The organism is Neorhizobium sp. 05N33, assembly GCF_056397445.1.
The window spans coordinates 80970-95387 of record NZ_JBFTNK010000018.1; the positions used below are offsets into that span (position 1 = coordinate 80970).

The 14418-nt window shown below is 61.0% G+C and carries 16 protein-coding genes; 12 read left to right on the plus strand and 4 right to left on the minus strand.

Annotation, left to right across the window (positions count from 1 at the left end):
• Positions 1-123: 123 nt before the first annotated feature.
• Positions 124-1014: a cell wall hydrolase gene (locus AC1DLT_RS27740; protein ID WP_247033295.1), complete on the plus strand. Its 891-nt coding sequence runs from the start codon at positions 124-126 to the stop codon at positions 1012-1014.
• 10 nt (positions 1015-1024) lie between these two features.
• Here the strand turns inward: AC1DLT_RS27740 and AC1DLT_RS27745 are convergent, their stop codons facing one another.
• The 3 genes from AC1DLT_RS27745 to AC1DLT_RS27755 form a co-directional block, all read right to left on the minus strand.
• Positions 1025-1654: a glutathione S-transferase family protein gene (locus tag AC1DLT_RS27745; RefSeq protein WP_477488866.1), complete on the minus strand. Its 630-nt coding sequence runs from the start codon at positions 1652-1654 to the stop codon at positions 1025-1027.
• 68 nt (positions 1655-1722) lie between these two features.
• Positions 1723-2184 (minus strand): GNAT family N-acetyltransferase, encoded by a 462-nt coding sequence (locus AC1DLT_RS27750; protein WP_038542420.1) that lies wholly within the window; start codon positions 2182-2184, stop codon positions 1723-1725.
• Positions 2185-2256: 72 nt separating this feature from the next.
• A complete protein-coding gene (locus AC1DLT_RS27755; protein ID WP_038542422.1) occupies positions 2257-3471 on the minus strand; it encodes an NADP-dependent isocitrate dehydrogenase in 1215 nt (404 codons plus the stop codon).
• 227 nt (positions 3472-3698) lie between these two features.
• Between AC1DLT_RS27755 and AC1DLT_RS27760 the strand changes: the two genes are divergently transcribed.
• The 10 genes from AC1DLT_RS27760 (at position 3699) to AC1DLT_RS27805 (ending at position 12992) form a co-directional block, all read left to right on the plus strand.
• Complete coding sequence (locus tag AC1DLT_RS27760; RefSeq protein ID WP_477488867.1) at positions 3699-4229, plus strand: hypothetical protein; 531 nt, start codon at positions 3699-3701, stop codon at positions 4227-4229.
• A 133-nt stretch (positions 4230-4362) separates the two neighbouring features.
• Positions 4363-6354, plus strand: a complete 1992-nt coding sequence (locus AC1DLT_RS27765) for an FUSC family protein (protein WP_477488868.1) — start codon at positions 4363-4365, stop codon at positions 6352-6354.
• A 60-nt stretch (positions 6355-6414) separates the two neighbouring features.
• Positions 6415-7266 carry an RNA methyltransferase gene (locus tag AC1DLT_RS27770; RefSeq protein ID WP_247033299.1) on the plus strand — a complete coding sequence of 284 codons (852 nt, stop codon included), beginning with the start codon at positions 6415-6417 and terminating at the stop codon, positions 7264-7266.
• The gene (gene murI, locus AC1DLT_RS27775; RefSeq protein ID WP_247033300.1) at positions 7250-8047 is read left to right on the plus strand and encodes a glutamate racemase; all 798 of its coding nucleotides are present in this window, start codon (positions 7250-7252) and stop codon (positions 8045-8047) included. Before AC1DLT_RS27770 ends, murI begins: the two co-directional genes overlap by 17 nt.
• A 697-nt stretch (positions 8048-8744) precedes the next feature.
• Entirely contained in the window at positions 8745-9197 is a 453-nt protein-coding gene (locus AC1DLT_RS27780; RefSeq protein WP_477488869.1) for a GNAT family N-acetyltransferase, read from the plus strand.
• Between the two features lie 63 nt (positions 9198-9260).
• Positions 9261-9899 carry a LysE family translocator gene (locus AC1DLT_RS27785; RefSeq protein ID WP_477488870.1) on the plus strand — a complete coding sequence of 213 codons (639 nt, stop codon included), beginning with the start codon at positions 9261-9263 and terminating at the stop codon, positions 9897-9899.
• A gap of 23 nt (positions 9900-9922) precedes the next feature.
• Positions 9923-10294 (plus strand): GFA family protein, encoded by a 372-nt coding sequence (locus tag AC1DLT_RS27790; RefSeq protein WP_477488871.1) that lies wholly within the window; start codon positions 9923-9925, stop codon positions 10292-10294.
• Positions 10295-10304: 10 nt separating this feature from the next.
• Positions 10305-10937, plus strand: a complete 633-nt coding sequence (locus tag AC1DLT_RS27795; RefSeq protein ID WP_477488872.1) for a LysE family translocator — start codon at positions 10305-10307, stop codon at positions 10935-10937.
• A 12-nt stretch (positions 10938-10949) separates the two neighbouring features.
• The gene (locus AC1DLT_RS27800; protein ID WP_477482588.1) at positions 10950-11357 is read left to right on the plus strand and encodes a VOC family protein; all 408 of its coding nucleotides are present in this window, start codon (positions 10950-10952) and stop codon (positions 11355-11357) included.
• A 120-nt stretch (positions 11358-11477) separates the two neighbouring features.
• Positions 11478-12992 carry a helicase HerA domain-containing protein gene (locus AC1DLT_RS27805; RefSeq protein WP_477488873.1) on the plus strand — a complete coding sequence of 505 codons (1515 nt, stop codon included), beginning with the start codon at positions 11478-11480 and terminating at the stop codon, positions 12990-12992.
• Positions 12993-12996: 4 nt separating this feature from the next.
• On the opposite strand, the gene AC1DLT_RS27810 is transcribed toward AC1DLT_RS27805, so the two are convergent.
• The gene (locus AC1DLT_RS27810; RefSeq protein ID WP_477488874.1) at positions 12997-13242 is read right to left on the minus strand and encodes a DUF982 domain-containing protein; all 246 of its coding nucleotides are present in this window, start codon (positions 13240-13242) and stop codon (positions 12997-12999) included.
• A 298-nt stretch (positions 13243-13540) separates the two neighbouring features.
• Here AC1DLT_RS27810 and rpsD point away from each other — a divergent pair, with 298 nt between their 5' ends.
• On the plus strand, positions 13541-14158 hold the full coding sequence (rpsD, locus tag AC1DLT_RS27815; protein WP_038542451.1) for a 30S ribosomal protein S4: 618 nt from the start codon (positions 13541-13543) through the stop codon (positions 14156-14158).
• The last annotated feature ends 260 nt before the right edge of the window (positions 14159-14418 follow it).

The following is a 14418-nucleotide window of genomic DNA, read 5'->3' on the forward strand; positions in this document are numbered from 1 at the left end:
AACCGGAACGATTTTCCTCCCAGTTTTGATTGTCTCTTATGGCGTTTGATCTGAATCAATTTTTGAGGTATCCCTTTTCGCGCCGTAGCGATTTCTGGAATTATACCGCAGGGGGGATATTCAATGACGGCGAGCGATAAGGCCCTTCTCCGGCCGGCAGTAGGCCTGGTTGGAATGATGCTTCTATCGGCATGCACGTCGGCGCAGACGACGTCATCCATCTCACCCGCGAGCACGACCGTGAAGCCTGCACCGGTCTCCAGGAAACAGGTCTATCACTACACGCCGGCCGATCGTGACTGCATGAAGCGGGCAATGTATTTCGAGTCGCAGCGGTCGAGCCGTGAAGGGTTGATGGCGGTCGGCACCGTGATCATGAACAGGCTGACTTCGGATGCCTATCCGCCCAGCATTTGCGGCATCGTTGCTCAGGAAAAGCAGTTTGCGCCGGGTGTCCTGACGCGACCGATCAACGACGAAACGGTTCCGGAACTCGATGCGGCGGTCGATGCGATCATTCGCGGCGAGCGGAACCCGGAAGTCAGGGACGCCATGTTCTTTCACACGGCCGGCTTACGCTTCCCCTATCAGAACATGCATTATGTGACGGTTGCCGGCGGCAACGCCTTCTACGAGAAGCGCGACAGGGACGGGGAGCTGCAGACGCCGCCGCCGAAACCAGCAGACGAATACGTGCTCGCACTCGTGCAGAGCAATCCCGACCCGTTCAGCCTGATCCAGGCTAAGGAATTCGACGTTGCGTCCATTCCGTCGACCGGCGCGGATCCGATGGTAGCGACGAACGTCCCGGTTCCGATCGAGCGGCCGGATCCCTTGGCTGTCCGTTCGGCCAGCATCCAGCCGACTGGCACGCAATCCGTAAAGCCTCCTGTCGGGCCGGTGATCCTTGCCAGCTCCATGAGCAATGAATGGATGCTGCGTTTCGACGCCGGCAACGCAAAGCCGATACCCACTCCGTCGCCCAAGCGATCGCCGGGCGGTATCGACCGCTGATCCCTGAAGCCTATCCCGCGTTCTGCAGCTCGGCAGTCGCGGCGTTGTCCTTGTCGTTGGCCTGCTGATAAGCCTCGCGTAGCGCAAGCCGTCCGAAATACTGTTCGAATGCTGCGCGTTTTTCGATCGTGCCGAACCGCAGTCCATAGCCGAGCTGCGAGCCGACATAGACATCCGCGGCGCTGAACGTGTCGCCGGCGATATAGGCGTTCGCCCGAACGGCCGCTTCCAGCGTATCCATGACATCCTGATAGGTGCCGTAACCGACCATCCGCTCGCGTTCCTTGGGCACTTCGAAGCCGAGCACGTGGTTGCTGACGGCTGCTTCCAGTGGACCGGCCGCAAAGAACATCCAGCGGTAATAGTCGGCTCGCTTGGCGGGGGCGGGCGCAAGACCCGCCTGCGGAAAGACATCCGCCAGATAGGCGCAGATCGCCGCGCATTCGGTGACGACAGTCTTGCCGTGCGTGATGCTCGGCACTTTGCCCATTGGGTTGACGCTTCTGTAGGCGTCGCCCTTCATCGTTGTGCCGAAATGCAGGATTTCGGTACGATAGGGGATGCCGACCTCCTCCAGCATCCACCGGGCAATCCGGCCGCGTGACATCGGATTTGTGTAGAGCACAAGTTCATCTGACATGTGGTCCTCCGGGCAGTGACGTCTATGTTTTGGTGCAGCTTGCTTTTCAATCAAGGCGCCAGGGCGAATTAGAGCGCCTTCCGGTACTGGATGAAGCCGGAGTTTTGGGCGATGCGGTCGTAGAGCCGCCGCGCGGCTGCATTGCTCTCCTGGGTCAGCCAATAGAGCCGCCCGGCTCCGTTTGCGCGCGCCAGATCTGCCACCGCTTCAATCAGGGCTGCGCCGGTTCCGCGGCCGCGCAGGGTATTCTTGACATAGAGGTCCTGCAGATAACACGTCGATTCGGGCAACCAGCAGGATCGGTGGAAGATGACATGCGCGATGGCGATCATCTTGCCGGTCTCGTCGAATGCGCCGAGAGCATGCATCGGCTCGGCGGGATCGTGAAGCCGGCTCCAGGTGAGATCGTACATCTCTTTCGGCAACACGGTCTCGTAGAAGCGCAGATAGGCTTCCCAGAGCGGTTCCCAGGCGGTGCGGTCGGCTGGCTCGAGCGGACGGATGATCGCAGGTGTCGTCGTGGCGGTCATGGCAAACTTCCTCACAAAAGAAAACGGCGGAGATTGCTCCCCGCCGTCGAATGATTAGCCGATTTTTCGGACTTAGGCAGCCATGGCCACCTTGAGATTTTCGTCCACCTTGTCGAGGAAGGCGGTGGTCGAGAGCCACGGCTGATCCGGACCGATGAGCAGCGCCAGGTCCTTGGTCATGTAACCAGCTTCGACGGTGTCGACGCAGACGGTTTCGAGCGTGGCGGCGAACTTTGCAAGGGCAGCATTGTCGTCGAGCTTGGCGCGATGTGCGAGGCCACGGGTCCAGGCGAAGATCGAGGCGATCGAGTTCGTCGAGGTCTCCTGGCCCTTCTGGTGTTGGCGGTAATGACGGGTAACGGTGCCGTGGGCAGCTTCCGCTTCGACCGTGCGGCCGTCGGGTGAAAGCAGAACCGAGGTCATCAGGCCGAGCGAGCCGAAGCCCTGGGCGACGATATCGGACTGGACGTCGCCGTCATAGTTCTTGCAGGCCCAGACGTAGCCGCCGGACCATTTCAGCGCCGCTGCGACCATGTCGTCGATCAGGCGGTGTTCGTAGGTGATCTTCAGCGCGTCGAACTGTTCCTTGAATTCAGCGTTGAAGACTTCCTCGAAGATATCCTTGAAGCGGCCGTCATAGGCCTTGAGGATGGTGTTCTTGGTCGACAGGTAGACCGGCCACTTGCGCATCAGGCCGTAGTTCAGCGAAGCGCGGGCGAAATCGCGGATCGATTCGTCGAGGTTGTACATGGCCATCGCGACGCCGGCGCCGGGAGCCTTGAACACTTCCTTCTCGATCACCTGGCCGTCTTCGCCGACGAACTTGATCGACAGCGTGCCCTTGCCCGGGAATTTGAAGTCGGTCGCCTTGTACTGGTCGCCGAAAGCGTGACGGCCGACGACGATCGGCTTGGTCCAGCCCGGAACCAGGCGCGGCACGTTCTTGCAGATGATCGGCTCGCGGAAGATGACGCCGCCCAAGATGTTGCGGATCGTACCGTTCGGGCTCTTCCACATTTCCTTGAGGTTGAATTCCTTGACGCGGGCTTCGTCCGGCGTGATCGTCGCGCACTTGATGCCGACGCCGTGCTTCTTGATGGCGTTGGCGGCGTCGATGGTCACCTGGTCGTTGGTGGCGTCGCGGTTCTCGACCGAGAGGTCGTAATATTCGATGTCGAGATCGAGATAGGGAAGGACCAGCTTGTCCTTGATGAGCTGCCAGATGATGCGGGTCATCTCGTCGCCGTCGAGATCGACGACCGGGTTGGCTACCTTGATCTTTTGCATGGAATTCCTCTTGGACGTAGAAGGGACCTCAAGGTCCCGACGGGTGGACACCAGTGGGTGCGCTATAACATCGCCAGGCCGGAACGCAAAGGCATTGAGGCCATCATATGCGGCTTTTCGCGCGAGAAATCACGGTGCGTCCGGACCTGTGGACGATTGCCCTTGCCAAACCACAAAGCCTGATTAATGTCCGGCCAAATCGCTCTCCAACAGCCGGATTTGATCTTATGCGGACCTTGCCGCTTGCCCTTGCCTTTTCATTGATCTCGACCTTCGCTTCGGCGGCTGATGTTACCGATCCGGTGAAAGAGGTGATGAAAATCACCGAGGACAACTGGAACACCGTCGACAGCGAATGGAAATACATCTTCGATGCCGATCCATTGTCGCGCCTGTTCAGCAAGAAATTCCAGAGCGCCTATGCGGAAGCCGCCAAACACCCGGCCTATGACACGGACAACAACCAGCCTGGCGATCCCTTCGGCTACGATGTGGTCACCTCATCGCAGGACGGCTGTCCGCTGAAGGAAATCAAGACCACCTCGGCGCCGGGCGCGAACGGCATGACCGACGTTACCGTGACCTTCAAAATGTGGACCTGCGTCGATGAGGCTGCGGTGAAGGACAGTGTCAACGAACTGCATTTCGACGTCATCCAGGAAGCCGGCAAGCCTGTCATCGACGACATCCACCGCGTCGCCGACGGCGAGCGGGATTCGGTGATCGAAGAGATGCATTCGATCGCCAAGGGCGAGTAACCGTGCCGGTGATCGGGCAGCCCGCCGATCTGTCGATCGTGGCCCTCAGCCCCATGCACGGTATCGCCAAACTTTATCAACGCGATATATTCGCCGGCCAGGAGCGGGTGCCGGCACCCGCCTGGGGTGGTTGATGACGGTTGCCGCAAAGATCCGAGACTGGCTGCTCGCCAACGACCCGGCGCTGTCGCGCCTGCGCATGGCAGGACGGGTGACGCTGACCGTGATTGGCGCGGTGGCCTGCCTAGCGCTCATCCACATGGCCGGTCTGGCGCTGCCGACGATCGCCTACGGGCTTGCGATCATCCTCTCAATCGAAGGAGGTGTCGCTGTCCGCGACCGGCTGCCGTCGGACCAGTTGAAGACGCGGCTGATCGGCGGCGCCGTCAGCTTGCTCTGTGTCGGGCTCGCCGCGGCACTGGAAGACTATCGCTACATATCCGATCCGATGTTCCTAGTGGTCATCGCCGGCGCTACGGTCGGGCGTGTCTACGGGCCGCGCGGATTTGCAGTCGGCATGTTCGCGTTTACGTCCTATTTCATGGGCGCCTATCTCAAGCCGAACCTTTCCGATCTTCCTTTGGGGGCCATCGGTCCGGTGATCGCGGTCGTCATCGGCCATCTGGTCCGCACCTATCTCCTGCCGGACGATTGGCGGCGCGACCTTCTTCGGTCGCTAGTGGCGATCCAGGGCAGGGTGGGCGATATCCTGATGAAGCTCGCGGTTCTATCGAGCGGCGGGATCATCTCGGATGGAGATCGGCGCGAATTGCGGCAGCTCGAGGAGCGGTTGAAGGACGTCGTGCTGATGGCCGAGGGGTTCCTTCCCCGCACGGCCGACGGCACGATCGATCCGGAAGACGAGCCGCTCACGTCTCTCACGATGAAAATCTTCGACGCGCATCTCGCCGCGGAAAGTGTGATCGTGCTCTCCCTCGAAGCGCTGCCGCCTTTCCTGCTCGTTCACGCCCTGATCGAGGACGACCGGGATATGGCCGAGAAGATCGCAGCCAGCCCGGCGGTCGCCGGCGACGACCGGGTGGCGGAGAATGCCCGCGCTCTAATCTGGCTGCAGACGGCGAGGGCGGCCTTGACGGAAGCCGTCGAGGAAGGGCGGCGCGACCGTTTCCGGGTCATCGAGGATGCCGTTGCCTCGCCGGCCTCGGCAAAGATCGATTTCTCGCTCAAGAACCCGGTGATGCGATCCGCGGTGCAGATCACCATCGCGTCGAGCCTGGCGATGGCCTTTGGCCTGATGCTGTCGCGCGACCGTTGGTTCTGGGCGGTACTGACCGCCTTCCTGATCTTCACAAACACCAAGTCGCGCGGCGACGCGGCGATCAGGGCCCTTCAGCGCTCGATCGGCACGCTGCTCGGCATTGCCGCCGGCCTCGTGTTGGCAACGCTGATTGGCGGTTATCCGCTGGTATCCGCGCCGATCGCGGTGCTCTGCATCTTCCTCGGCTTCTATTGCCTGCAGATCTCCTATGCGGCGATGACCTTCTTCATCTCGATCGTGCTCTGCCTGATCTATGGCATGACCGGCGTGCTGACCCTCGACCTCCTGCAGCTCAGGATCGAGGAAACGCTGATCGGCGCTCTAGCGGGAACGATCGTCGCCTTCCTTGTTTTTCCGGCATCAACGCGCTCGACCCTCGATCTTGCGTTGGGGCGCTGGTTCGATGGTCTGCGCGAGCTTCTTTCCGCAGTCAGGGAGGGCCGAAGCGGTTTCGAGATCATCGCGCTCTCTCACAAGCTCGATGCCTCATATCGCGAAGTCACGCTCGCCGCGCGCCCACTTGGCACCACTTGGTCGGTCGTTAGTCGTCCGGGCCAGGTTCGCCAGACGCTCGGCATCTTCCTCGGTGCTACCTATTGGGCGCGAATCTTCGCCCGCAATGCAGTCCAGGTAGGACACAAGCCGGAAGGCCCTGTGCTGACGGCGCTGGAGGATACTTTGGGCAATATCGACGCGCTTTCAGCGCGTGGATCGGAATGTTTCGTGGTGAAGCGTAAGCTGAGCCGCGGCGGCAGCCGCCATCTGCCGATCTTCAAGCACGGCAGTCGCGTTGGCGTCGAAATGATCGGCACCATGTTGGGCAGGCTTTATCCCGCAACGGCATAAGGCTTGCCGATTGCCCCGGTCACCGCTATTGCGGCCTCGGATTTGGATACGGAAACAGAAATGTCAGGCACGAACAGCGAGCGCGAACTTATAGCCGAAGGACCGGCGGTCATCCTGGTTGAGCCGCAGCTCGGCGAGAATATCGGCATGGTGGCGCGCGCCATGGCCAATTTCGGCCTCGCGGAACTACGCCTCGTCAAACCGCGCGACGGTTGGCCGAGCGAAAAGGCTCGCTCCGCCGCCTCCAAGGCCGACCACGTCATCGACGGCACCAAGGTGTTCGAAACGCTGGAAGAAGCGATTGCCGATCTCAATTTCGTTTATGCGACGACGGCGCGCGAGCGTTATGGCTTTAAGCCGGTGCGCTCGCCTGTGACTGCGGCCGAGACCCTGCGCACCAAATTCAAGGCAGGCGAGAAGACCGGCATTCTGTTCGGCCGCGAACGCTGGGGCCTCACCAATGAGGAGGTGGCGCTCGCCGACGAGATCGTCACCTTTCCGGTCAATCCCGCTTTCGCCTCGCTCAACATCGCTCAGGCCGTGCTGCTGATGTCCTATGAATGGATGAAATCGGGCATGGAAGATCTTACCGAGACGGTCTTCCTGCCGATCGAGCAGCGCCCTTCCACCAAGGAACAGGTGATTGGCCTGTTCGAGCACCTGGAAGAGGCGTTGGACGCCCGCAATTATTTCCATCCGCCCGCGAAAAAGCCAAGAATGATCGACAACCTCCGGGCCGTCATCTCGCGGCGGGGTTTTACGGAACAGGAGATCAGCGTGTTCCGGGGCGTCATCAACTCGCTCGACCGTTTTCCCCGCGGATGGTCGAAAAAGGACGGGCCGAAGCCTGAAAAGGCGGATCTGCCCAAAGGGGTATCTGGGGAGAAGACGGGGAATGACGCAGACGAATGAATCGAAACCGGTGCTGATGTTCGATTCGGGCATTGGTGGGCTGACCGTGCTGCGCGAGGCGCGCGTGCTGATCCCGGAACGCGGCTTCATCTATGTCGCCGACGACGCCGGTTTTCCCTACGGCGACTGGGAGGAGCCGGCCCTGCGCGAGAGGGTGATCGCGCTCTTTGCAAAACTCCTCGATGAATACGATCCCGAAGTCTGCGTCATCTCCTGCAATACCGCTTTCACGCTGGTCGGCGCCGAGCTGCGCGAGACTTTTCCGAAGATGACCTTCGTCGGCACCGTGCCGGCGGTCAAGCCGGCGGCCGAACGCACCCGGTCAGGCCTCGTCTCGGTTCTCGCGACGCCGGGCACCGTCAAGCGCGCCTATACCCGCGACCTTATCCAATCCTTCGCCACCCAGTGTCACGTGCGTCTTGTCGGCTCGCAGAACCTCGCCCGCATGGCGGAAGCGTATATTCGGGGCGAGACGATTTCCGACGAGGCGGTGCTGGCCGAGATTGCGCCCTGCTTCGTCGAGAAGGACGGTCGGAAAACCGATATCGTCGTGCTCGCCTGCACCCACTACCCCTTCATGGCCAATGTATTCCGCAGGCTTGCCCCCTGGCCGGTCGACTGGCTCGACCCGGCCGAGGCGATCGCCAGGCAGGCACGCCGAAAAGTGCCGCTGGTCGAGGGCGCAGAACATCCGGATAATTACGACTTCGCCGTCTTCACCTCCGGCAATCCCGACTTCGCCACCCGCCGTCTGATGCAGGGTTTTGGGCTGAGGGCCTGAGCGCCAACGAGCAATGTGGCTTATTTGCCACGGTTTTTCCGTGATGACTGCAATTCGCGATTGTGCGCTTGCTCATCGGACGATCTCGTGTATTATTTATCCATTCCGCAAATCGAACACAGGAGGCGTGAAATGAAGTCCATTACCATGTATATGCGCCTTTCTGGCGGAACGGCTATTGTGGCCTCGGTGTCTCGCACATCGATGCCGGCCGGCATGTGTTTCCAGGCTGTATAAGGCTGGATTTCCGCCGCTTTTGGCACTTTTCCCATTGATCTGACGTGACCGGCTGACGACGCGATTTACCGTGTTTCCTCGTCCGCATCCGCACGTCTTTCTTCATCTCAGAGGACCTGGTCGCGATATGTGCCGGGACGGAAAATCATGCGTGAATCACAATTTATAGTTGCTGACACCCTTTCGGCTGCGGTTCATGAACTCTGCCGCGAACATGGCGTCTGGAAGACTGCCGGTGCACTGCTCCTGGCAGCCTGGAGACGTCGTCAAGAAGAGAACCAAATCTCTGATCTTTCCAATCGGATGCGCCGCGATGTCGGTTTCCCCGAACTCGAGGACGACCGCGGTAATGCCCGGTTCAACCTTTGGGACCTCCGGCTGTGAAAGTGCTGCGATGGGTCCCCGGCGGGCTTGCCGCCGGGGCCTCACGTAGAGGTTCTATGGTTCTGGAGCTAAAAGAATGACAGCCGTCTTCCGCAAACTTTGCCGTGACGATATGGCGGAGGCTGCGAGCGTTCACCGTACGTCCTTCAAAGAACGGCTGCCGTGGCTCGCTCAGCTTCACGCGCCGGAGGAGGATCGCGGATACTGGAGAGGACATCTCTTCGCGACCTGCGACATCTGGGGCGCCGAAAGGGACGGCACCTTGCTCGGCGTTATTGCCTTTCGCAAGGACTGGATCGACCAGTTCTATATCCTGCCGGGCGTGCGGGGGCAGGGGATCGGTTCCCGGCTGCTGAACATCGCGAAGGGAGCCCATCCGGAGCTCTTCCTCTGGACCTTCCAGCGCAATGTTGCAGCCCGCCGTTTTTATGAAGCGCGTGGTTTCGTCGCGACCGAGGAGACCGATGGCTCAGGCAATGAGGAGAAGGAGCCGGACGTACTCTACCGCTGGCGCATGACGACTGAATAAACACCACTTGCAAACTGAAAAATTCGGTGGCTTGCTCCGTCTATTCCATGGAGGAGAATCCGCATGTCGCTTGAACACTGGCTCGCTTTCGTCGCCGCATCGTCGGTTCTCCTGGCCATTCCGGGGCCGACGATCCTGCTCGTCATTTCGTATGCGCTGAGCCATGGCCGCAAGGTGGCCTCCGCCACGGTCGCCGGCACGGCGCTGGGTGACTTCACGGCGATGACCGCGTCCATGCTGGGGCTGGGTGCTCTGCTTGCGACCTCTGCAGCGCTCTTTACGGTGCTGAAATGGGTGGGTGCCGCCTACCTCATCTATCTCGGCATCAAGCTTTGGCGCGCGCCGGTTTCCGAACGGGCAGCCGATCTCGGCGAAGCCGAAGTGACGTCGGTAAAGCCGTTCAAGATTTTCCTGCATACCTATGTGGTCACCGCACTGAACCCGAAGAGCATTGTCTTCTTCGTGGCCTTCCTGCCGCAGTTCCTGGACCTCAGTCAGCCCCTGTTCTTCCAGATGGTGGTCTTCGAAGTGACCTTCCTGGTGCTCGCAACCCTGAATGCCACGCTCTACGGCCTGCTGGCCTCGATGGCCCGCAACACGATCCGCAAGCCGAAGGTCCAGCGGATCGTCAACCTCACCGGCGGTTCGCTGATGATCGGCGCCGGGCTGTTGTCGGTCGGCTTCAAGCGCGCAGCCGTCTGAGCGTCGTCAAGGAGGAGCAACTGATGATCACCGGGCGTTGCCATTGCGGTGAGACCGTTTTCGAGATCAAGGGCGAACTGCCACAGGCACTCACCCGTTGCACCTGCACCTTCTGCTCCAGGCGCGGTGCGCTGCATGCCTATTACGAGCCGAAGCAGGTGAAAGTCACCGCCGATGCCGCCAATGACAAGGTCTATCGGTGGAACACCAAAACGGTGGCGCATCATTTCTGCGGCACATGCGGCTGCACCACCTATAGCGACAGCCCGGATTTCCAGCCGGACGGCACATGGGACGGCAAAACCCGGCGTATCGCCGTGAATGCACGGCTATTCGACGATTTTGACGCGGAAGATTGGCCGCACACGGTCATCGACGGCCGGCACCTCTGGTAGGAGAAGAGCGATGAGTGACATTACCCTGCTTGCCTTTGCGATCGTCGCGTTCATTGGCATCGCCACACCCGGGCCGACCGTTCTCCTGGCGCTCACCAACGGCTCGCGTTTTGGTCTGCGCCGTGCGCTGCCTGGCATGGCCGGTGCGATGATCTCCGATTTCGCGCTGATCGGCGCAGTGGCGCTCGGCCTCGGCGCGTTGCTGGCGGCCTCCGAATTCTGGTTCTCGGTCGTCAAGTGGCTGGGTGCCGGTTACCTTGCATTTCTCGGCCTGATGCTTCTGCGCTCGAAAGGCTCGCTTGACGTAACGGCAGGCGCTGCTGCCGCCGGTTCGGGTTCCGCGACGTCAATCTTCCTGAAGAGCTTCCTCGTCGCGGTGACCAATCCCAAGGGATACCTGTTCTTCTCGGCTTTCCTGCCGCAGTTCATCGTGCCGGATGCGCCGCAGTTTCCGCAATATGCGATCCTGGCGCTCGTCTTTGCGTTGATCGATTTCGCGGTTATGTTCGCCTATGCGCTGCTCGGCTCGCGGGCGGTGCATCTGTTGAAGAAGAAAGGCGCGCTCTGGCTTGACCGGCTCTGCGGCGGCGCGCTTCTGGCGCTCGCGGGGTCTCTGGCGCTCTATCGAAGGGCCGCTTCGTAAAGGAAGAACCCGATGTCTGGTCCAGTGAAATCCGTCCGGCCCTTCCTGATGTTCCAGGGCGGCACCTGCGAGGAGGCGATCACCTTCTATACGTCAGTGCTGCCGGCAGGCAGGATCAACGACATCAGGCGTTACGGCCCGGGCGAGGCGGGGCCGGAAGGCAGCGTGTTTCGCGCCACCTTCGAGGTCGCGGGCCAGCAGGTGGTCTGCATCGACAGCCCGGTAAAGCATGTCTTCGATTTCACGCCGTCCTTTTCCTTTTTTGTGGAATGCGAGGCCGAAGAGGAGCTCACGCGGCTGGCCGAAGCTCTGAGCGAGGGCGGGATGTTCCTGATGCCCACCGACAATTACGGGTTCAGCCGGAAATTCTGCTGGCTTCAGGATCGTTTCGGCATTTCTTGGCAGCTCAATTTCGAGTAGCTCCTAAAGGCCTGTGCATTTTCGATCTTGCCCGGCGAAACGAATCCCGATCTCTGTTAGAGTTCCGGAGTCGCGGCTTCCAACGGTTACCGCGAAGAGACAGTTTACGGGGTAAGTGCATTGCAGGTCGGCATCGATATGGGAATTGTGTCCGGGGGCGATCCGGCCAAGCTCGATATCGAGGAGCTTCTGGCGACCCGTCTGCTCGTGCAGGGAAATTCCGGCTCCGGCAAGTCGCATCTCCTGCGCCGCCTTCTGGAACAGTCCGCGCCTTGGGTGCAGCAGGTGGTGATCGATCCGGAAGGCGATTTCGTCACGCTCTCTGAAAAATTCGGCCATGTCGTGGTCGATGGCGAGCGCAGCGAAGCCGAGCTTGCCGGCATCGCCAACCGCATCCGCAAGAATCGCGTCTCCTGCGTCCTGACGCTCGAAGGCCTCGATCTCGAAGAACAGATGCGCGCCGCCGCCGCCTTCCTCAACGGCATGTTCGATGCCGACCGCGAATACTGGTATCCGGTTCTGGTCGTGGTCGACGAAGCGCAGATGTTTGCGCCGTCGGTCGGCGGCGATGTGTCGGAAGACGCCAGAAAGCTTTCGCTCGGTGCGATGACCAACCTGATGTGCCGTGGCCGAAAACGCGGCCTTGCCGGCGTCATCGCCACCCAGCGGCTGGCAAAGCTCGCCAAGAACGTCGCGGCGGAAGCCTCGAACTTCCTGATGGGCCGCACCTTCCTCGATATCGACATGGCCCGCGCCGCCGATCTACTCGGCATGGATCGCCGCCAGGCGGAAATGTTCCGTGATCTGAAGCGTGGCAATTTCGTCGCCCTCGGTCCGGCCCTGTCGCGCCGGCCGTTGCCGATCGTCATCGGCACGGTCGAGACCTCGGCGCGCTCTTCGAGCCCGAAGCTGATGCCGCTGCCGGATGCGCCGCAGGACGTCGAGGACCTGATCTTCACGCCGGATCCGGAAGAATTCACCCGGCCGATGGTCCGCCGTGCCCCGCCTGCGCCGCGGCCGACAACGGATATCCTGGCCGAACTGTCGCGCTCGACGCCATCAGCGGTGGCGCCGCCGCAGGAGCCGCGTGTCGCCCAGCCGGAATTGTCCGCCGAAGAGCGCGAAGACCGGCTGTCCGCCGTGCTGTCGGAAATTCTCGACGATCCGCAATCCGCCTACCGGACGGATTCCGTCCTATATCAGGATTTTCTGGTGCGCGCCCGGATGCGGCGCCTGCCGGGTCCGCCGCTCTCGCTCGGTGAATTCCGCCGCCGCACGGCGATCGCCCGCTCGGGTGTCGACGAGGAAACCGCTTCCAGCGAAGTCTGGGGAACGGCGCTGTCGCTGTCATCGGGCGTTTCGGATGACCTGCAGGGCGTTTTCCTGCTGATGGCGAAGGCGGCGATATCAGGCGAACCATGCCCGTCGGATGCACGGATCGCCCGGGCCTACGGCACCCACTCGGCGCGGCGCGCCCGTCGCCTGCTCGGTTATTTCGAGGAACAGGGCCTGATCGTCGTGCATGCGGACTTTTCGGGCAAACGCATCGTTGCCTTCCCGGATCTGCAGGCGGAGACCGCGCCCGGCAGCGCCGACGCGCCGGATGAGGGCGAGGCGAGGGCCGCTGCCGAATAGGTGGTCAGTGGATGTGAAAATGCGCTTCCACCGCCGCGGCGATAAAGGCGCGCCGGGCTTCCGAAGGCCTCGACTTTCCCTTCAGCGCTTCGTCGCAGACCTGTTCCGCCAGATGATGCTGACTGCCGTGATAGGCCGGCCAGAAACGGTCGAGGACTGTTTTTGCCTCGCGTACCGTCTTGACGGTGCGGACCGTGCCGGTTTCGGGATTCTCGATCCTGATCGGGCTGTTCCAGAGTTTCGATTTCATGACACGACACCTCCTTTCCTTAAGATGGTACGAACCCCCTGTTCCGTCAAAAAAGCCTGCGGACAGCCTTGCCGAAAGGTTAAGAGACCGGTGCAGTTGACATTCCTGTGACATCCGCCTAAACACCGCGCCAACGCCGGGCCGAAAGACCCGGTGTTTCACTGACATGTCCCGTGGTTTTCTCCGAACGCTTTCGTGAGAGACCTGTCAGAGCTCTTAAATCAGGGCTCAGAGGAGGGCGTGTTTCCTTGATCCGGCTTGGCAGCAAGTCGGTGTAACCGTTTGATAAGGAAATACGATGAGCAAGCGCGAATCGTCCAAATACAAGATCGACCGCCGTATGGGCGAAAACATCTGGGGTCGTCCGAAGTCCCCGGTGAACCGCCGCGAATACGGCCCGGGCCAGCACGGCCAGCGCCGCAAGGGCAAGCTTTCCGACTTCGGCGTGCAGCTGCGCGCCAAGCAGAAGCTCAAGGGCTATTACGGCGACCTGCGCGAAAAGCAGTTCCGCTCGATCTATGACGAAGCCAACCGCCGCAAGGGCGACACTTCGGAAAACCTGATAGGTCTGCTCGAATCGCGCCTCGACGCGATCGTCTACCGCGCCAAGTTCGTTCCGACGGTCTTTGCTGCCCGCCAGTTCGTCAACCATGGCCACGTCACCGTCAACGGCGTTCGCGTCAACATCGGTTCCTACCGTTGCAAGGCCGGCGACGTCATCGAAGTCCGCCAGAAGTCGAAGCAGATGGTTACGGTTCTCGAAGCCGTTTCGCTCGCTGAACGCGACGTTCCGGACTATATCGAAGCCGACCACAACAAGATGGTTGCCACCTTCGCCCGCGTTCCGGGCCTGAGCGACGTTCCTTACGCCGTTATCATGGAACCGCAGCTGGTCGTCGAATTCTACTCGCGTTGATGAATTGCCCTTCGGGGCGGTTCTGCGACACAAAAGAAAAGCCGCCTTTCGGGGCGGCTTTTTTCGTTTGATCAGACAGTTTAGCGAGAATTACCGCCTCACTTGGAGGCGGCCAGACTGCTGACAAACCCGTCGATATTTTCGGCGGGTTTTGTTTTTGTGGATTTGTTTTTCCGCCGGGAGGTCTTGGCGGGAGGCGCAGAAGGATGGGCTGGCTCATGCCGCGGCTGGTTTTGGTGTTTTGATGAGCGCCATTGCGA